18 protein-coding genes are annotated in these 16,551 nt (G+C 72.5%); 11 read left to right on the top strand and 7 right to left on the bottom strand.

Annotated features, from left to right (window positions below; translation table 11 throughout):
- Positions 1–69: 69 nt before the first annotated feature.
- Positions 70–708: a PH domain-containing protein gene (locus OG245_RS24070; protein ID WP_371625525.1), complete on the bottom strand. Its 639-nt coding sequence runs from the start codon at positions 706–708 to the stop codon at positions 70–72.
- Positions 709–878: 170 nt separating this feature from the next.
- On the opposite strand from OG245_RS24070, the gene deoC reads away from it, so the two are divergent.
- From deoC to OG245_RS24055, 3 genes are read left to right on the top strand one after another with little or no spacing between them, the layout of a single operon-like run.
- Positions 879–1,826 carry a deoxyribose-phosphate aldolase gene (gene deoC / locus OG245_RS24065; protein ID WP_371627977.1) on the top strand — a complete coding sequence of 316 codons (948 nt, stop codon included), beginning with the start codon at positions 879–881 and terminating at the stop codon, positions 1,824–1,826.
- 5 nt (positions 1,827–1,831) lie between these two features.
- Positions 1,832–3,268, top strand: a complete 1,437-nt coding sequence (locus OG245_RS24060; RefSeq protein WP_371625524.1) for an aldehyde dehydrogenase family protein — start codon at positions 1,832–1,834, stop codon at positions 3,266–3,268.
- On the top strand, positions 3,261–4,178 hold the full coding sequence (locus tag OG245_RS24055; protein ID WP_371625523.1) for an aldehyde dehydrogenase family protein: 918 nt from the start codon (positions 3,261–3,263) through the stop codon (positions 4,176–4,178). Before OG245_RS24060 ends, OG245_RS24055 begins: the two co-directional genes overlap by 8 nt.
- Positions 4,179–4,253: 75 nt before the next feature.
- On the opposite strand, the gene OG245_RS24050 is transcribed toward OG245_RS24055, so the two are convergent.
- Positions 4,254–4,673, bottom strand: coding sequence for a hypothetical protein (locus OG245_RS24050; protein WP_371625522.1), 420 nt, complete (start codon positions 4,671–4,673; stop codon positions 4,254–4,256).
- A 62-nt stretch (positions 4,674–4,735) separates the two neighbouring features.
- Here OG245_RS24050 and OG245_RS24045 point away from each other — a divergent pair, with 62 nt between their 5' ends.
- Positions 4,736–5,446, top strand: coding sequence for a uridine kinase (locus OG245_RS24045; RefSeq protein ID WP_371625521.1), 711 nt, complete (start codon positions 4,736–4,738; stop codon positions 5,444–5,446).
- Positions 5,447–5,467: 21 nt separating this feature from the next.
- Here OG245_RS24045 and OG245_RS24040 read toward each other — a convergent pair whose 3' ends face one another.
- Positions 5,468–6,496 (bottom strand): hypothetical protein, encoded by a 1,029-nt coding sequence (locus OG245_RS24040; protein WP_371627976.1) that lies wholly within the window; start codon positions 6,494–6,496, stop codon positions 5,468–5,470.
- Positions 6,497–6,791: 295 nt separating this feature from the next.
- Positions 6,792–7,559: a SigE family RNA polymerase sigma factor gene (locus OG245_RS24035; RefSeq protein WP_371625520.1), complete on the bottom strand. Its 768-nt coding sequence runs from the start codon at positions 7,557–7,559 to the stop codon at positions 6,792–6,794.
- Positions 7,560–7,743: 184 nt separating this feature from the next.
- On the opposite strand from OG245_RS24035, the gene afsQ1 reads away from it, so the two are divergent.
- The 5 genes from afsQ1 to OG245_RS24010 all read left to right on the top strand — a co-directional run bounded on the left by afsQ1 (position 7,744) and on the right by OG245_RS24010 (position 11,552).
- Positions 7,744–8,421 carry a two-component system response regulator AfsQ1 gene (gene afsQ1 / locus OG245_RS24030; RefSeq protein ID WP_006127084.1) on the top strand — a complete coding sequence of 226 codons (678 nt, stop codon included), beginning with the start codon at positions 7,744–7,746 and terminating at the stop codon, positions 8,419–8,421.
- The gene (locus tag OG245_RS24025) at positions 8,418–9,947 is read left to right on the top strand and encodes an ATP-binding protein (protein WP_371625519.1); all 1,530 of its coding nucleotides are present in this window, start codon (positions 8,418–8,420) and stop codon (positions 9,945–9,947) included. Before afsQ1 ends, OG245_RS24025 begins: the two co-directional genes overlap by 4 nt.
- Positions 9,944–10,579, top strand: coding sequence for a hypothetical protein (locus tag OG245_RS24020; protein ID WP_371625518.1), 636 nt, complete (start codon positions 9,944–9,946; stop codon positions 10,577–10,579). The genes OG245_RS24025 and OG245_RS24020 overlap by 4 nt, the downstream gene beginning before the upstream one ends.
- A gap of 100 nt (positions 10,580–10,679) precedes the next feature.
- Entirely contained in the window at positions 10,680–11,252 is a 573-nt protein-coding gene (locus OG245_RS24015) for a VanZ family protein (protein ID WP_371625517.1), read from the top strand.
- A 93-nt stretch (positions 11,253–11,345) separates the two neighbouring features.
- The gene (locus tag OG245_RS24010) at positions 11,346–11,552 is read left to right on the top strand and encodes a PspC domain-containing protein (protein ID WP_371625516.1); all 207 of its coding nucleotides are present in this window, start codon (positions 11,346–11,348) and stop codon (positions 11,550–11,552) included.
- Between the two features lie 128 nt (positions 11,553–11,680).
- Here the strand turns inward: OG245_RS24010 and OG245_RS24005 are convergent, their stop codons facing one another.
- Together OG245_RS24005 and OG245_RS24000 are read right to left on the bottom strand one after the other, a co-directional pair.
- Positions 11,681–11,983 carry a hypothetical protein gene (locus OG245_RS24005; protein WP_359614750.1) on the bottom strand — a complete coding sequence of 101 codons (303 nt, stop codon included), beginning with the start codon at positions 11,981–11,983 and terminating at the stop codon, positions 11,681–11,683.
- 134 nt (positions 11,984–12,117) lie between these two features.
- Positions 12,118–13,272, bottom strand: coding sequence for an adenosine deaminase (locus tag OG245_RS24000; protein ID WP_371625515.1), 1,155 nt, complete (start codon positions 13,270–13,272; stop codon positions 12,118–12,120).
- A gap of 103 nt (positions 13,273–13,375) precedes the next feature.
- Between OG245_RS24000 and OG245_RS23995 the strand changes: the two genes are divergently transcribed.
- Positions 13,376–14,137 carry an alpha/beta hydrolase gene (locus OG245_RS23995; RefSeq protein WP_371625514.1) on the top strand — a complete coding sequence of 254 codons (762 nt, stop codon included), beginning with the start codon at positions 13,376–13,378 and terminating at the stop codon, positions 14,135–14,137.
- Between the two features lie 24 nt (positions 14,138–14,161).
- Here OG245_RS23995 and OG245_RS23990 read toward each other — a convergent pair whose 3' ends face one another.
- The gene (locus OG245_RS23990; RefSeq protein WP_371625513.1) at positions 14,162–15,115 is read right to left on the bottom strand and encodes a LysR family transcriptional regulator; all 954 of its coding nucleotides are present in this window, start codon (positions 15,113–15,115) and stop codon (positions 14,162–14,164) included.
- A 62-nt stretch (positions 15,116–15,177) separates the two neighbouring features.
- Between OG245_RS23990 and OG245_RS23985 the strand changes: the two genes are divergently transcribed.
- The gene (locus tag OG245_RS23985; protein WP_371625512.1) at positions 15,178–16,488 is read left to right on the top strand and encodes an MFS transporter; all 1,311 of its coding nucleotides are present in this window, start codon (positions 15,178–15,180) and stop codon (positions 16,486–16,488) included.
- The last annotated feature ends 63 nt before the right edge of the window (positions 16,489–16,551 follow it).

The raw sequence follows: 16,551 nt of genomic DNA, 5'->3' as shown, positions 1-16,551 counted from the left end.
CACGCCGGAGGGCCGGCACCCCGGGAGGGGCGCCGGCCCTCCGGGCCTCTCGTTCGGATCATGTCGGGCTCAGCCGATCGCCCCCACCACCACGAGCACGACGGCCCCGGCGACGGCCGGGGCGATCACCTCGTAGGCCCAGCGCACGGAGCCCCGGTCCGCGCCCTCGGCCGTCGTGCCGCCGGAGCGCTCGGCCAGGTCCCGCAGATCGCGGACGGTCTGGTCGGCGGACGCGGTGCGGGCGGCGGAGTCGCGGACGTCGGCGCTGACCGACGTACGGCCGTAGGGGTCGTCGTGCGCCGCGCGGGCCGCGCTGCGCGCCGCGCGCTTGCGGGCGCGCAGGGAGACCGGGATGGCCCACAGCTGGTACTTCGTGCCGTCCCGGGCGAGCAGCTCGGAGGAGTACGAGGCCCGTACGTCGGCGACCTCGGTCCAGGGCAGCTGGATCGTCCGGAACGGGTTGCGGATCCGGATGCGCTCGTCGTCCACGAAGACGGCGGGCCGGAGGGTGAAGGCCACGACCAGCGGCACCACCAGGAGCAGCGCGGCCGCCGCCAGCCAGGGCACCCGCCCCTCGCCCCGGATCATGGCGTCCCCGGCCATCCAGGCGATCAGCAGGAGCAGCAGCGACCCGCAGACCAGTGCGGCGACGGAACGGTGGGTCCGGGTCGCGGGGTGCGGCTCTGCGGGAGGTGTGGGGCTCGTCATGGGGCCGATTCTGCCTGACGGGCGCGGGGGCCGACGGAGCGGCCGCACCGCCCGGTCGCGCGGCCGTGACGCCCGGAGGAGCGGGGCGCGCGGGACGGGGTGCGGGACGCACGGACGGTCCGGCCCCCTGTACAGGTCGCTACGCGCGTAGATATGCTCCTCTGGTGACCATGCCCACCACTGCTCCCGCATTCTCCGACGCGACGGCGTCCGACAGTGCGCTGCGCCGCTTCCTGTTCGGGCTGCCCGGCGTCGACGCCGTCGGCCTCGAAGCGCGCGCCGCCTCCCTCGGAACCCGTTCGATCAAGACGACGGCCAAGGCGTACGCCATCGATCTCGCCATCTCGATGATCGACCTGACGACGCTGGAAGGCGCGGACACCCCGGGCAAGGTCCGGGCTCTCGCCGCCAAGGCCGTCAACCCCGACCCGACCGACCGCACGACGCCCCGCACCGCGGCGGTCTGCGTCTATCCCGACATGGCGGCCACCGCCGCCGCCGCGCTGGCCGGGTCCGGCGTGAAGGTGGCGTCCGTGGCGACCGCCTTCCCGGCGGGCCGTGCCGCGCTGGACGTCAAGCTCGCGGACGTCCGCGACGCCGTGGCGGCCGGGGCCGACGAGATCGACATGGTGATCGACCGGGGGGCGTTCCTCTCCGGCCGGTTCCTGAAGGTGTACGAGGAGATCCTCGCCGTGAAGGCGGAGTGCGGGACCGCCCGCCTCAAGGTGATCTTCGAGACCGGCGAGCTGTCCACGTACGACAACATCCGCCGGGCGTCCTGGATCGGGATGCTGGCGGGCGCGGACTTCATCAAGACCTCGACCGGCAAGGTGGCCACCAACGCCACCCCCGCGAACACCCTCCTCATGCTGGAGGCCGTCCGCGACTTCCGGGCGGCCACCGGCACGCAGATCGGCGTGAAGCCGGCCGGCGGCATCCGCACCACCAAGGACGCGGTGAAGTTCCTGGTGCTGGTGAACGAGACCGCGGGCGAGGACTGGCTGGACCCGCACTGGTTCCGGTTCGGCGCGTCCAGCCTGCTCAACGACCTGCTGATGCAGCGCCAGAAGCTCAGCACCGGCCGTTACTCCGGCCCCGATTACGTGACGGTGGACTGATAGCCATGGCATCCGCATTCGAGTACGCACCGGCGCCGGAGTCCCGCTCCGTCGTCGACATCGCCCCGTCGTACGGGCTGTTCATCGACGGCGAGTTCACCGAGGCCGCCGACGGCAAGGTCTTCAAGACCGTCTCGCCGAGCAGCGAGGAGGTCCTCTCCGAGGTCGCGCGGGCCGGCGCTGCGGACGTGGACCGGGCCGTGAAGGCGGCCCGCAAGGCGTTCGAGAAGTGGTCGGCGCTGCCCGGCTCCGAGCGCGCCAAGTACCTGTTCCGGATCGCCCGGATCATCCAGGAGCGCAGCCGCGAGCTGGCCGTTCTCGAAACCCTCGACAACGGCAAGCCGATCAAGGAGACCCGCGACGCGGACCTCCCGCTGGTCGCGGCGCACTTCTTCTACTACGCGGGCTGGGCCGACAAGCTCGACCACGCGGGGTACGGGGCGAACCCCCGCCCGCTGGGCGTGGCCGGCCAGGTCATCCCGTGGAACTTCCCGCTGCTGATGCTCGCGTGGAAGATCGCCCCGGCGCTCGCCACGGGCAACACGGTGGTCCTGAAGCCCGCCGAGACGACCCCGCTGAGCGCACTGTTCTTCGCGGACATCTGCCGCCAGGCCGGGCTGCCCAAGGGCGTCGTGAACATCCTGACCGGCTACGGCGACGCGGGCGAGGCCCTCGTCACGCACCCGGACGTGAACAAGGTCGCCTTCACCGGTTCGACCGCCGTCGGCAAGGCGATCGCGCGCTCCGTCGCGGGTACGGACAAGAAGGTCACCCTGGAGCTGGGCGGCAAGGGCGCGAACATCGTGTTCGACGACGCGCCGATCGACCAGGCCGTCGAGGGCATCGTCACCGGGATCTTCTTCAACCAGGGCCAGGTCTGCTGCGCGGGCTCCCGGCTGCTGGTCCAGGAGTCGGTCCAGGACGAGGTGCTGGACGCCCTGAAGCGCCGGCTGTCCACGCTGCGGCTGGGCGACCCGCTGGACAAGAACACCGACATCGGCGCGATCAACTCCGCCGAGCAGCTCGCCCGGATCACCGCCCTGGTGGAGACCGGCGAGGCGGAGGGCGCGGAGCGCTGGAGCGCCCCCTGCGAACTGCCGTCGTCCGGTTACTGGTTCGCCCCGACGCTCTTCACGAACGTCACCCAGGCGCACACGGTGGCCCGTGACGAGATCTTCGGCCCGGTGCTCTCCGTCCTCTCCTTCCGCACCCCGGACGAGGCGGTCGCCAAGGCGAACAACAGTCAGTACGGCCTCTCGGCCGGCATCTGGACGGAGAAGGGCTCCCGCATCCTCGCGGTGGCCGGCAAGCTCCGCGCGGGCGTCGTCTGGGCCAACACGTTCAACAAGTTCGACCCGACGTCGCCGTTCGGCGGCTACAAGGAGTCGGGCTACGGCCGCGAGGGCGGCCGCCACGGCCTGGAGGCGTACCTCGATGTCTGACCAGAACCGTCTTGGCGTCTTCAAGACCTACAAGCTGTACGTCGGGGGCAAGTTCCCCCGCTCCGAGAGCGGCCGGGTGTACGAGGTGACGGACTCCAAGGGCCAGTGGCTCGCCAACGCGCCGCAGTCCTCCCGCAAGGACGCGCGCGACGCGGTCGTCGCCGCGCGCAAGGCGTTCGGCGGCTGGTCGGGCGCGACCGCGTACAACCGCGGCCAGGTCCTCTACCGCGTCGCGGAGATGCTGGAGGGCCGCAAGGACCAGTTCGTCCGCGAGGTGGCCGCCTCCGAGGGGCTGTCGAAGTCGAAGGCGGCGGCCGCGGTGGACGCGGCGATCGACCGCTGGGTCTGGTACGCGGGCTGGACCGACAAGATCGGCCAGATCTCGGGCGGGGCCAACCCGGTCGCGGGGCCGTATCTCAACCTCTCCACCCCCGAGCCGACGGGCGTCGTCGCGGTCCTCGCGCCGCAGGAGTCGTCGCTCCTCGGGCTGGTCTCGGTGATCGCCCCGGTGATCGCGACCGGCAACACGGCGGTCGTCATCGCCTCGGCGGACGCCCCGCTGCCCGCGCTCTCGCTCGGAGAGGTGCTGGCCACCTCGGACGTCCCCGGCGGCGTGGTCAACATCCTGTCGGGCGCCACGGCGGAGCTGGCGGCCCCGCTCGCCGCACACCAGGACGTCAACGCGATCGACCTCACCGGTGCGGACACCGCCCTGGCGAAGGAGCTGGAGATCGCGGCCGCGGACAACCTGAAGCGCGTCCTGCGGCCGGGCCCGGTGGACGCGGACGGCGCGGCGGACTCCGCCGACTGGTCGGCCTCCCCCGGCACGCACCGCCTGACGGCGTTCCTGGAGACCAAGACGGTGTGGCACCCGACGGGCGCCCTGGGAGCCTCCGGCTCCTCGTACTGACGCGCACCCGAAGCCCGGACGGGGCCGCCCTCCCACCCCGGGGCGGCCCCGTCCGCCGTCTCCGCGCGCCGGGCGTCAGCCGGTGACGAGCCCGGTGACCGTCCCCACCACCGGCAGGTCGCCCAGCGAGCCGCCGCTGGTGATCGGGTCCGTGAGGACGGCCGTGGTCAGCGGCTTGAAGTCCGCGATCTGGGTGCCCACGGCGTTGTCCAGCGGGTCCACCCCGGTGTTGGCCAGCGGGTCCAGCTGGAGGTCGGTGATCGGGGCGACGCTGCTGGCCAGCGAGGTCCCGAGCGCGCTGGTCACCGCCGGTGCGGCGGTCTCGCCGACCGCCTGGAGGGCCGAGGCGCCCTGGTCCGGGATCTCCGCGACCGGGGGCAGCTGGACGGCCCCCGCGGAGCCCGCACCGGCTCCCAGGGCGGCCCCCAGCGCGGTGATGGTCAGACCCGCGCGCAGCAGGACGCGACGTTCGGGCTTACGTGCATGAAGTGCCATGTTTTCCACCTGATCGAACCTGGTCGGGTAATCGTCTGTGCGCGCAGAGTAGTTGAGGTGTGATGCTGGATACCAACAGGAGGCCCGAGGGGTCCCCTGCGCGGGTCAATGCCTCACACTTCTGTTCTGTGAGTTCCCAACCGATCCCGACCCGCGTCGTCCTGCTCGCGGGCCCCTCCGGCTCCGGCAAGTCCGTCCTGGCCGCCCGCACCGGTCTGCCGGTGCTGCGCCTGGACGACTTCTACAAGGAGCACGACGACCCGACGCTGCCCCGGGTCCCCGGCTCCGCGGACATCGACTGGGACTCCGCCCGGTCCTGGGACGCGGACGCGGCGGTGGCCGCCATCGCCGAGCTGTGCCGGTGCGGCCGGACGGACGTTCCGGTGTACGACATCGCCACCAGCTCCCGTACGGACCACGAGGCCTTCCACATCGAGCGGTCACCGCTGTTCGTGGCGGAGGGCATCTTCGCGGCGGACATCGCCGAACGCTGCCAGGACCTGGGGCTGCTGGCGGACGCGCTGTGCCTGCGCGGCCGCCCGTCCACCACGTTCCGGCGGCGGCTGGTGCGGGATCTGCGCGAGGGCCGCAAGTCGGTGCCGTTCCTGCTGCGGCGGGGCTGGCGGCTGATGCGGGCCGAACGCCGCATCGTGGCCCGCCAGACGGCCCTGGGGGCGTATCCCTGCGGCAAGGAGGAGGCGCTGGGGCGGTTCGCCGCCGCGGCGGCCGGGCGCTGCCGCAGGGCGGGCGTGGGAGCGCCGGTCCCGGAGTAGGGACGGGCGCCCCGCCCGCGCTCAGCCGGCGGGGGCCGCGCAGCCGAAGGTCCTGGCGGCGGCCTTCACGAAGGGCTCGACGTAGGCGTCCCGCTGGGGAAGGTCCGCGTGGAGCTTGCTCGCTTCCAGGTACTGCTGTCCCGAGTCCACCGCCAGGTAGAGGGGGTCGCCCTCCGCGCAGCGCAGGATGAATCCAGCACCCTTGTCGACGATTTCCGCTTCCCGGCCGCCCCGCGCCGCGCCGGTGACCGTGCCCGGAAACTTCCGCATGGCGGCGATGAGCAGCGGGTCCCGGGAGGCCGTGTACTTCATGAAGCCGTCCGCACGGACATGGCCGCGCGTCTCGTCGTCCAGGGTCAGCTTGCAGGTCCACAGGTCGGTGGGGGCCTTCTGCCCCTCGTCGAGGACCTTCGCCCCTGCCGGCACCTGGCCCGCCACGGTCAGGCCGTCCAGGCCGCACACCTGTCCCGCGGTGACCGGGCGGGCGGCGTCGGAGCGCGGAGGCACGAGCGTTCCGGGCTTCCCGGGGAGGTCACCGCATCCGGTCCGGGCCGCGACGGTCCGTACGGTGTCGGTGGCCAGGGCGGCGAAGGCGGCGCGGTCGGCAGCCGGTTCGGTGATGTCGAACTCGGCGACCACCGGCCGGTCCGTCCAGCACTTCTCGGGCAGCATGACCCACGCCTTGTGAGCGTCGACGCCGCCGGTCACCTCGCCGCTGAAGAACGAGGCGCCCGTCGGGTAGGGCTCACTCTCGAAGGTCAGCGGATCGTGGCCTCGTACCCGCCAGAGCCGAACAGTCAGCCGGCTCTCGCCCGAGCCGGGGACGACGGACGACTTCTCGACCCCGCACGTCGTATCCGTCAGGTCGTCGTCATCCAGACCGTCCCCTTCGGCGTCCAGACGCCCGGACCCCGGAAGGACCGCGTCCGCCTTCTCCGCCGAGACCAGGTCCCCGCAGATCCGCTCAGCCGTCAGCACGTTGGTGTTGCGCCAGGCGTGCGACAGCCCCGCCACCGTCACGACCAGAACGGCCACGACCGCCCGGACCATCCATGCCGGCCTCGTGCGGCCCACTGCTGCGCTCACTTGCTCACTTCCTGGTTCGCGGGCGGCCGCGGGCAACGGCGCCGACCACACCGTAACGGTCGGGGCACACGGAGAAGCGGGGCCGTACAGGACCCCCCGGCCCGTACGACCCCGCTGTGTCTCCCCCGTGGCCCTCGCCTCCCCCGAAGCGACGGGCCGTTCCCCCGTGGTTCCCCCGAACCCCCTCGATCCCCGTTTTCTCCTGCTCCCCCGTGCTTCCCCCGTGGCCCCCGCCTCCCCCGAGACGGAGGGCCCAGCCTCAGGCCACCAACTCGCCGAAGGACTCCTGCTCGTCACGTCCGAAGCTGAGGACCTCGTCCTCGCGCAGCCGGCGCAGGGAGCGCCAGATGCTGGACTTCACCGTGCCGACACTGATGTCGAGGATCGACGCGATCTCCGGGTCGGTGCGGCCCTCGTAGTACCGCAGGACCAGCATCGTGCGCTGGAGTTCGGGCAGCCGGGCGAGCGCCTGCCAGAGCACCGCCCGCAGCTCCGTGCCGCGCATCGCGTCCGTGTCGCCCACCGTCTCCGGCAGCTCCTCGGTCGGGTATTCGTTGAGCTTGCGCCTGCGCCAGGCGCTGATGTGCAGATTGGTCATGGTGCGGCGCAGATAGCCGCCGACCGCCGCCTTGTCGCTGATCCGGTCCCACGCCCGGTACGTCGAGAAGAGGGCGCTCTGCAGCAGGTCCTCGGCCTCGAACCGGTCACCGGTCAGGTGGTAGGCGGTCGCGTACAGGGAGGCCCGTCGCTCCTGGACGTAGGCCGTGAACGCCGCTTCGGCGTCCGCGTCCCCCGTCCTGGCCGTGCGGTCCCCCGCGGCCTCCCCGTACGCGCTCGCCGCACCCTTGGGCGCGTCGACCACCGCCATGTACGGCATGCGCACCTGCTCCGCCGCCGTCTGGTGCTGACGCCCGGCGCTCCGAACACACCCCCGTACATTCGTGGCGCCGGACTTCTCCGTGCTCCGCCCGACGTCGTGGAGACGCGTGACAACCGCGCTTGAGCCGGTGCTGTGCAGTGCGTTCATCTCGCGCCCCCTATCGGTGGAGTCCGTTCTCGTTCCCTGCTGACCACGAGCTTGCCGGGGCAGTTTCATGGCGCTGTCCCCCGACTGTCACAGGCCTGTCACAGGGGTGGCCGGGGCCGTGCCCGGACAATCGGAGGGGGCCACAGGTCGAACTGAAGCGCCACCATGGGCCAGAATGACGTCCGTGCCTTTCCTGTTGCTGATCGAGGACGACGACGCCATCCGCACGGCCCTCGAACTCTCGTTGTCACGCCAGGGCCACCGTGTGGCCACCGCGGCGACGGGAGAGGACGGCCTGGAACTGCTGCGTGAGCAGCGGCCCGACCTGGTCGTGCTGGATGTGATGCTGCCCGGGATCGACGGTTTCGAGGTGTGCCGGCGTATCCGCCGCACCGACCAGCTGCCGATCATTCTGCTGACCGCGCGCAGCGACGACATCGACGTCGTGGTGGGACTGGAGTCCGGCGCGGACGACTATGTGGTGAAACCCGTCCAGGGCCGGGTGCTGGACGCCCGGATCCGGGCGGTGCTGCGCCGCGGGGAGCGCGAGTCGACCGACTCGGCGACCTTCGGCAACGTGGTGATCGACCGCTCCGCCATGACCGTCACCAAGGACGGCGAGGACCTCCAGCTCACGCCGACCGAGCTGCGGCTCCTGCTGGAGCTGAGCCGCCGGCCCGGCCAGGCCCTGTCCCGGCAGCAGTTGCTGCGCCTGGTGTGGGAGCACGACTACCTGGGCGACTCCCGTCTGGTGGACGCCTGTGTGCAGCGGCTGCGCGCGAAGGTGGAGGACGTGCCGTCCTCGCCGACCCTGATCCGTACGGTGCGGGGCGTGGGCTACCGGCTGGACTCGCCTCAGTGACCGAAACCGCCAAGCGGTCCCTGCGCGCCGGTCTGCGCTGGACCAGTCTGCGGCTGCGCCTGGTCGTGGTGTTCGCGCTGGTGGCGCTGACGGCCGCGGTCTCCGCTTCGGGGATCGCGTACTGGCTCAACCGCGAGGCCGTGCTGACGCGTACGCAGGACACCGCGCTCGACGACTTCCGGCGGCAGATGCAGGAGACCGCGGCGGGGCTGCCGACGCGCCCCACCAAGGACGACCTCCAGCGGGCCGCCGGGGAGATGGCGTCCAGCAGTCCGGGCTACAGCGTGCTGCTGGTGGCCGAGCGCGAGCGCGGCAAGCCGATCGTGGGCTACTCCGACCTGGACAGCTTCACCCGGGCCGACGTGCCGGACTCGCTCCAGGAGCAGGTGGCCCGCAAGCAGCCGCTGACGTCGAGCAACGAGCACGAGTACCACCTGTTCTGGCAGCGGACGAGCATCGCGGGCACGCCGTACCTGGTCGCCGGTACGCGGATCATCGGCGGCGGCCCGACCGGTTACATGCTCAAGTCCCTCGACCAGGAACGGCAGGACCTCAACTCACTGGCCTGGTCGCTGGGGATCGCCACCGCTCTCGCGCTGGTCGGCTCGGCGCTGCTCGCGCAGGCCGCCGCGACGACGGTGCTGCGTCCGGTGCAGCGGCTCGGCGACGCGGCCCGCAAGCTCGGCGAGGGCAAGCTCGACACCCGGCTGGAGGTGTCGGGCACCGACGAACTCGCCGATCTCTCCCGTACGTTCAACAGAACGGCCGGCTCACTGGAGAAGAAGGTCGCGGACATGAGCGCGCGGGAGGAGGCGAGCCGCCGGTTCGTCGCCGACATGTCGCACGAGCTGCGCACCCCGCTGACCGCGATCACCGCGGTGGCCGAGGTGCTGGAGGACGAGGCGGACACCCTCGACCCGATGATCGCGCCCGCGGTGCATCTGGTGGTCAGCGAGACCCGGCGGCTGAACGACCTGGTGGAGAACCTGATGGAGGTGACCCGCTTCGACGCGGGCACGGCCCGGCTGGTTCTGGACACGGTCGACGTGGCCGACCAGGTGACGGCGTGCATCGACGCGCGGGCCTGGCTGGACGCGGTGGACCTGGACGCGGAGCGCGGCATGATGGTCCGGCTCGATCCGCGCCGGCTGGACGTGATCCTGGCCAATCTGATCGGCAACGCCCTCAAGCACGGGGGTTCGCCGGTGGGCGTACGGGTGCGGACCGAGGGCGAGGAGCTGGTCATCGACGTACGGGACCACGGTCCGGGCATCCCCGAGGACGTGTTGCCGCACGTCTTCGACCGGTTCTACAAGGCCAGCGCCTCCCGGCCGCGGTCGGAGGGCAGCGGGCTCGGCCTCTCCATCGCCATGGAGAACGCGCACATCCACGGCGGTGACATCACGGCGGCGAACTCGCCGGACGGCGGCGCCGTCTTCGAACTGCGGCTGCCGCGCGACGCCGAGAAGCTCGCGCACCACGACGAACCGGGGGCGGACGCCCCGGACGAGAACGGGGCGACGTGAAGCGCGGCGATGTCACGTACCGGCGAGGCCCGCTCCGGCGGCGTACGGCAGCCTCGTTGGCGGCCGTGCTGACGGCCGCCGCGCTGGCCTCCGGGTGCGGGATCCGTACGACCTCGGTGCCGGTGGACGCGGGGGCCGCGCCCTCCCGGGTGCCGTGCCGGCTGTCGGCGTCGGACGTCGCCGGCCGGTCGGCGGCCGGCGTGAGCGCCACGGTGTATCTGGTGTGCACCTCGCAGCTGGTCACCGTGGACCGCCCGGTGGCGGCGGACGCGACCGGCGCCGACCCGGTGGCGGCCGCCCGGACCCTGCTGAAGGAGGTCCAGCAGGCGCCGCCCGCGAACGAGCGGCGGGCCGGGTTCACCACCGCGGTTCCGGCGGGGCTGCGGGTGACTCCGGTCCGGGACGACGATCCGGAGGGCACCGTGCGCCTCAGCAGCCAGCCGGAGGACCTGTCGGCGGAGGCGCTGGCCCAGCTGGTGTGCACGTACGCGGAGAGCGAGACGCTGGTCCGGGACGGGTCCGTGGTCCTGGGCGGGCCCGGGGACTACCCGCCGCGCGGTTATCTGTGCACCTCGCAGACGAAGTCCCGGCCGGGCGACCTGGCCACGCCGGACGGCGTCCGGCAGGACTGACGCGGGTCCCGCGCGGCCTGACGGCTCTCCCGGGCCGGGGGGCCGTCAGGGAGGCGGGCCGCGACGGCGCGGAACCGATCCCGCCGGTCGCGGCGTCTTGGTGGACGTGCGTCACAGTTCGGACGGCCAGACCGTCATCCACTTCCGCGCGGCGGGGGTCACTCTCCTTGTCGCGCATCTGCTGTTCGTCGGGTGGCTGACGCTGCGCCCGCTGGACGTCCCCTGGATCACCGCGGCGAACTTCGAGCCGCTCGCCGGGATCAGGGCGGACCTCGCGCTGGGACCGGCCGAGGCGGCCCGCCGGATCGGCGGGGCGCTGGCGCTGCTGGCCCCGCTCGGGGTGCTGCTGCCGATGGCCGGGGGGCGGATCTTCGTCTCCCCCTGGGTCTCCCTGCTGCGTACGGTCGCCGCCGGGGCGCTGATCTCGATGGCCATCGAGCTGGGCCAGACCGGGGTGCCCGGTCAGATCGTCGACATCGACTCGCTGCTGCTGAACACCACCGGGGTCGTACTGGCCCATCTGCTGGTCGTCCCGGTCTGCCGGGCGCGGCTGCGCCGCAAGGGGCTGCCGGGGGTGCGGGACCTGGCCCGCTACCGGCAGGAGACCCGCCTCAGGGACGAGGCCCCTGGGGGCTCGACCCCGACGATTACCGGGGTCGGCCTCGCCCCGTAGAGCGATGCTTTGTCCCCCTTCGCGGCGCACCATGGATACATCGGGGAGCGCACAAGGCCGCTCCCCACGCAACGGTTCGCGAAGGAGCCCACCATGGCCGCACTTGTCCGCCCCCGCGAAGGCCGCATGATCGGCGGAGTGTGCGCGGGCCTCGCCCGGCGCTTCGGCACCTCCGCCACCACGGTGCGCGTCGTCTTCGTCGTCTCCTGTCTGCTGCCCGGCCCGCAGTTCCTGCTCTACCTGGCGCTGTGGGCGCTGCTGCCGTCGGAGAAGTCCGCCTCCTCCGCGACGGCCTGGTGACGCGCGGCACCACGGGGAGCGGGAGACGCGCGGTGGGGCGCACACCCTGGATCAGGGTGTGCGCCCCACGGGCATGTACGGGTGGCGCCGGTGGCCCGGCACGCGGGCCGGGGTGACCCGGCGGCCCCTCAGCCGCCGAGCGGGATCCCGTTGGCGGTGAGGCCCTTGGTGGGCAGTCCGCCGAGCAGACCGGTGACCGGGGCGGCCGCGTCGGTGGCGTCGCCGCCGAGGACCTTGCCGACGGTCTCCTGGACCGGCGCGTTCTGGGCCGACTTGGCTACGGTGTCGAGCGCCATCGTCGAGACGGGGAGCACCCCGGCCGCGGCCTCCAGCGGCAGCGCGGGGGCGGCGGAGGCGCTGCCGGCGGCGGCAGCGGCGAAAGCGGCGCCGAGAGCGGCGACACCGAGAGTCTTGGCAGCAGACTTCTTCATGGAGAATTCATCCTTGGGGAAGGGGATGTGAGCGGCTCTGCAAGCTAGCCACCCCACTGCCTCTATCGCAAACATCCCGACACGCGGAAAAGGGCCGGGATTTCCCTTCCCGGCCCTTTCAGCTTTCGGGTCCCTCAGCCCCTGGAGGCAGCGGAACCGCTGGTCACAGCGGTCTGACGGAAGAGCCACTCGGACTTCAACTCCGCGTATCCAGGCTTCACGACGTCGTTGATCATGGCGAGACGTTCATCGAAAGGAATGAAAGCTGATTTCATCGCATTGACGGTGAACCACTGCATGTCGTCGAGCGTGTATCCGAAGGCTTCGGTCAGCCGCTCGAATTCCCCGGTCATGCTCGTGCCGCTCATCAGCCGGTTGTCCGTGTTCACGGTGACACGGAAGTGCAGCCTGCGCAGCAGTCCGATCGGGTGGTCGGCGTACGAGGTGGCCGCACCGGTCTGGAGGTTGGAGGTCGGGCACATCTCCAGCGGGATGCGCTTGTCCCGTACGTAGGAGGCGAGGCGGCCGAGGGTGACCGAGCCGTCCTCGGCGACCTCGATGTCGTCGATGATCCGCACTCCGTGGCCGAGGCGGTCGGCGCCGCACCACTGGAGGGCCTGCCAGATCGACGGCAGGCCGAAGGCCTCGCCCGCGTGGATGGTGAAGTGGTTGTTCTCGCGCTTGAGGTACTCGAACGCGTCGAGGTGGCGGGTGGGCGGGAACCCGGCCTCGGCGCCCGCGATGTCGAACCCGACGACGCCCTGGTCGCGGTAGCTGTTGGCGAGTTCGGCGATCTCCAGCGCGCGGGCCGCGTGCCGCATCGCGGTGAGGAGGGCGCCGACGCGGATGCGGTGGCCGCCCGCCCGGGCGAGGCGCTCGCCCTCGCGGAAGCCCTCGTTGACTGCCTCGACGACCTCTTCGAGGGTCAGGCCGCCCTCCAGGTGCTGCTCGGGGGCGTAGCGGATCTCGGCGTACACGACGCCGTCCTGGGCGAGGTCCTCGGCGCACTCGGCGGCCACCCGGAACAGCGCGTCACGGGTCTGCATGACGGCGCAGGTGTGGGCGAACGTCTCCAGGTAGCGCTCCAGCGAACCGGAGTCGGCGGCCTCGCGGAACCAGACGCCGAGCTTGTCGGCCTCGGTCTCGGGGAGGGAGTCGTAACCCTGCGCGCGGGCCAGCTCGACGATGGTGCCCGGCCGCAGGCCGCCGTCGAGGTGGTCGTGGAGCAGCACCTTGGGGGCGCGCCGGATCTGGTCGGAATCAGGGACATTCGGGGTCTGGCTCGTCATCTTGGCACTCTAGCGCCTACGCGCGTAGAGCGCCTGGTGTCGATGCGTAACAGTGACCGCGAAGTCGGGTGGAGTACACCTCTCCTTCTGACACTGTTCTGTCATGGGACAGCGCGCACTCCCCCTGTCTGACCCCAGGCTGGGAAGGGCCGTTCAGACGGCCGGAGGAACGGACGAGGTCAGCGGCGTGGTGCTGTTGCTTCCTGACGGGCGGGCCGACTCGCACCGTCGCCCCTCCACCCTGTCGTACGCGGCACAGCTGCCGTTCGCCCGTTCCCTGGCCCGGGCCGGGGTGGGCGACGGGCTCGCGGTGCACGTGCTGCGCTACCGCTGCCGGGGCTGGAACGCGGAAGACGCGCATCCCGCCGAGGACGCCGCGTGGGCGGCCGACGAGGTCCAGCGCCGGTACGGCGACGTGCCGGTCTGCCTGGCCGGCCACGGGATGGGCGGGCGGGCCGCGCTGCGGGCCGCCGGACACGGCGCGGTCACCTCCGTCCTGGCGCTGGCCCCGTGGCTGCCGGAGCGGGCGGCGGGCGAACCGGAGCCGGTGAGGCAACTGGCGGGGCGGCGGGTGATGATCGTGCACGGCACCAACGACGAGCGTACCGATCCGGAGCTGTCCTACCGGCTGGCCGAGCGGGCGAAGAAGTCCAACCGCGACACCTGTCGCTTCGAAGTCCACTCCGACGGCAACGCGTTGCGCCAGCACCGCTCCGAAGTGATGGCGCTGGCCGCCGACTTCGTGCGCGGCTCGCTCTTCGCCCGGTCCTACGCCCGTCCGGTCGCGGACGCGCTCGCCGCACCGCCGCCGCTGGGGCTGCGGATGCCGCTGGCCGCCGGGTTCGGCCGGTCGCTGCGGCACTGAACGCACGCCCCGCCTCACGACCGCTCAGTCCGGCAGCAGGTGGCCCCGGCGCGAGAGCAGGAAGCGCTTGAAGGCGGCGACCGGCGGGGTGTCGGGGTGGCCGTCCAGCCAGGCGACCCCGATCTCGCGGGCGGCGCGCGGCGCGGTGACCGTCAGCTCGACGACGCCGGGGCGGGCGACCGCGGGCGGCGGCAGCAGGGCCACCCCGAGCCCGGCGGCGACCAGTCCGCGCAGGGTCTCCGCCTCCTCGCCCTCGAAGGCGACCCGGGGCGTGAAGCCCGCCTGTGCGCACAGGTCGTCGGTGATCCGGCGCAGCCCGTAACCGGGCTCCAGGGTGACGAACGTTTCGTCGGCGGCCTCCGCGAGCCGGACGCGCCGGCGGGACGCCAGGCGGTGGTCGTCGGGGACCACGAGGCGCAGCCGCTGTTCGTCGAGGCGGCGGGCGACCAGGTCGGGGGCGTCGGGCACGGGTGAGGTGAGGCAGAGGTCGAGGCCGCCCGCGCGCAGCCGCTCGATCATCGCCTCGCCGTAGTTCTGCACGAGCTGGAAGCGGACCCTGGGGTGGTCGACGCGGAAGGCGCGGATCAGGGCGGGCACGGTCTCCGAGCCCATGGTGTGCAGGAAGCCGAAGGAGACCCGGCCCGCCGTCGGGTCGGCGTCCGCCCGGACCGAGTCGGCGGCCTTCTCCACCTCGGCCAGGGCCCGCTCCGCCGAGCCGAGGAAGGTGCGGCCCGCCGGGGTGAGCGAGACGGTGCGGCCCCTGCGGGCGAACAGGGCGACGCCCAGGTCCGCTTCGAGCCGGACCATGGCCCGCGAGAGCGTGGACTGCGGAACGCCCAGCTCCTGTGCGGCGCGGGTCACATGCTCGTGCCGGGCGACCGCCTCGAAGTACGCGAGGCGAGGCGCGAGCACGGCCCGGATGTCTTCTTCGTAACTGCTCGGTGACAGCCGAGGCCCTGAGCTGCGTTCATGCGCCATGGGATTGATTATCGCAGTTCTGTGCATTGGACGCATGAAACGTGTCGCTCTACTTTCGACGTATGCCTCCCGCCAGTACCGGGGCATCCACCATCGTCGTGGATGCCTCTGCCCCGCAGTCCCCCGTCACCACCACCGCCGAGCCCGCCGCCGCCACCCATGAGCGCCTGGAACCCGGCCGCCCCGGCTACCGCCGGATGAGCTTCGCCCTCTTCGCCGCCGGTGTCGCGGCCTTCGCCCTCCTCTACTCCACGCAGGCGCTGCTGCCCGCGCTCTCCGCGTCGTTCGACGCGTCCGCCGGACAGGCGAGCTGGACGGTCTCGGCGGCGACCGGGGCGCTGGCCCTGTTCGTACTGCCGATGAGCGCGCTCTCGGAGCGGTTCGGGCGGCGGCAGATGATGACGGCGTCGCTGGCCGTCGCGGTGCTGGTCGGGCTGCTGGTGCCGTTCGCCCCGTCGATGGGCGCGCTGATCGCGCTGCGCGCCGTCCAGGGTGCCGCGCTCGCCGGGCTTCCGGCCTCCGCGATGGCGTATCTCGCGGAGGAGGTGCGGCCCAAGGCGCTGATCGCCGCGATCGGGCTGTTCGTCGCGGGCAACAGCATCGGCGGTATGAGCGGGCGCATCCTCACCGGGTGGGTCGCCCAGGCCTGGGGCTGGCGGGCCGCGCTGGCGGCGGTCGGGCTGCTCGCGCTGGCGTGCGCCGTCGCGTTCCACTTCCTTATCCCGAAGGCCCGGAACTTCCGTCCCGGTTCGCTGAACCCGAAGGCCCTCGCGAGGACCGTCGCCACGCATCTGGCCGACCCGCTGCTGGTCCGGCTGTACGCGATCGGCGCGCTGTTCATGACGGTGTTCGGCGCGGTCTACACGGTGATCGGCTACCGGCTCGTCGAGGAGCCGTTCAGTCTGCCGCAGGGCGTCATCGGCTCGATCTTCCTGGTCTACCTGGTCGGTACGGTCTCCTCCGCCGCCGCCGGACGTCTGGTGGCCCGCCTCGGCCGCCGGGGCGCGCTCTATCTGGCGGTCTCCACCACCGCCGCCGGGCTGCTGCTCTCGGTGGCCGACCAACTGGCCGCCGTGCTGCTGGGCCTGGTGCTGATCACCGCCGGCTTCTTCGCCGGGCACGCGGTCGCCTCGTCCTCGGTGAGCCGCACCGCGACGACGGGCCGGGCGCAGGCGTCGGCGCTCTACCAGTCGGCGTACTACCTGGGCTCCAGCGTGGGCGGCACGCTGGGCGCGGTCGCCTTCCACGCCGGGGGCTGGGCGGCGACGGTGGCGCTCGGGCTGCTCGCGGTCCTCGGGGTCGTCTCGATCACCCTGTACGGGACCCGGGTGGCGCGTGCGGAGCGGCGGGCGCTCGTCCCCGCCGCGCGGTGAACCGCCGGAGGGAATGCGCGGGTCCGGGCAGCGTGTGCTGCCCGGACCCGCGCCACGCATCGG

The organism is Streptomyces sp. NBC_01116, assembly GCF_041435495.1.
Classification (GTDB): domain Bacteria; phylum Actinomycetota; class Actinomycetes; order Streptomycetales; family Streptomycetaceae; genus Streptomyces.
Note: the sequence above shows the minus strand (reverse complement) of the source record. Positions and strands in the feature narration are given on the sequence as shown.

Excerpts from the sequence above, each read along its gene's own strand:
- OG245_RS24070 (WP_371625525.1), bottom strand. The coding sequence starts at position 708 with ATGACGAGCCCCACACCTCCCGCAGAGCCGCACCCCGCGACCCGGACC.
- deoC (WP_371627977.1), top strand. The coding sequence starts at position 879 with ATGCCCACCACTGCTCCCGCATTCTCCGACGCGACGGCGTCCGACAGT.
- OG245_RS24060 (WP_371625524.1), top strand. The coding sequence starts at position 1,832 with ATGGCATCCGCATTCGAGTACGCACCGGCGCCGGAGTCCCGCTCCGTC.
- OG245_RS24055 (WP_371625523.1), top strand. The coding sequence starts at position 3,261 with ATGTCTGACCAGAACCGTCTTGGCGTCTTCAAGACCTACAAGCTGTAC.
- OG245_RS24050 (WP_371625522.1), bottom strand. The coding sequence starts at position 4,673 with ATGGCACTTCATGCACGTAAGCCCGAACGTCGCGTCCTGCTGCGCGCG.
- OG245_RS24045 (WP_371625521.1), top strand. The coding sequence starts at position 4,736 with ATGCTGGATACCAACAGGAGGCCCGAGGGGTCCCCTGCGCGGGTCAAT.
- OG245_RS24040 (WP_371627976.1), bottom strand. The coding sequence starts at position 6,496 with ATGGTCCGGGCGGTCGTGGCCGTTCTGGTCGTGACGGTGGCGGGGCTG.
- OG245_RS24035 (WP_371625520.1), bottom strand. The coding sequence starts at position 7,559 with ATGAACGCACTGCACAGCACCGGCTCAAGCGCGGTTGTCACGCGTCTC.
- OG245_RS24010 (WP_371625516.1), top strand. The coding sequence starts at position 11,346 with ATGGCCGCACTTGTCCGCCCCCGCGAAGGCCGCATGATCGGCGGAGTG.
- OG245_RS24005 (WP_359614750.1), bottom strand. The coding sequence starts at position 11,983 with ATGAAGAAGTCTGCTGCCAAGACTCTCGGTGTCGCCGCTCTCGGCGCC.
- OG245_RS24000 (WP_371625515.1), bottom strand. The coding sequence starts at position 13,272 with ATGACGAGCCAGACCCCGAATGTCCCTGATTCCGACCAGATCCGGCGC.
- OG245_RS23995 (WP_371625514.1), top strand. The coding sequence starts at position 13,376 with ATGGGACAGCGCGCACTCCCCCTGTCTGACCCCAGGCTGGGAAGGGCC.
- OG245_RS23990 (WP_371625513.1), bottom strand. The coding sequence starts at position 15,115 with ATGGCGCATGAACGCAGCTCAGGGCCTCGGCTGTCACCGAGCAGTTAC.
- OG245_RS23985 (WP_371625512.1), top strand. The coding sequence starts at position 15,178 with ATGCCTCCCGCCAGTACCGGGGCATCCACCATCGTCGTGGATGCCTCT.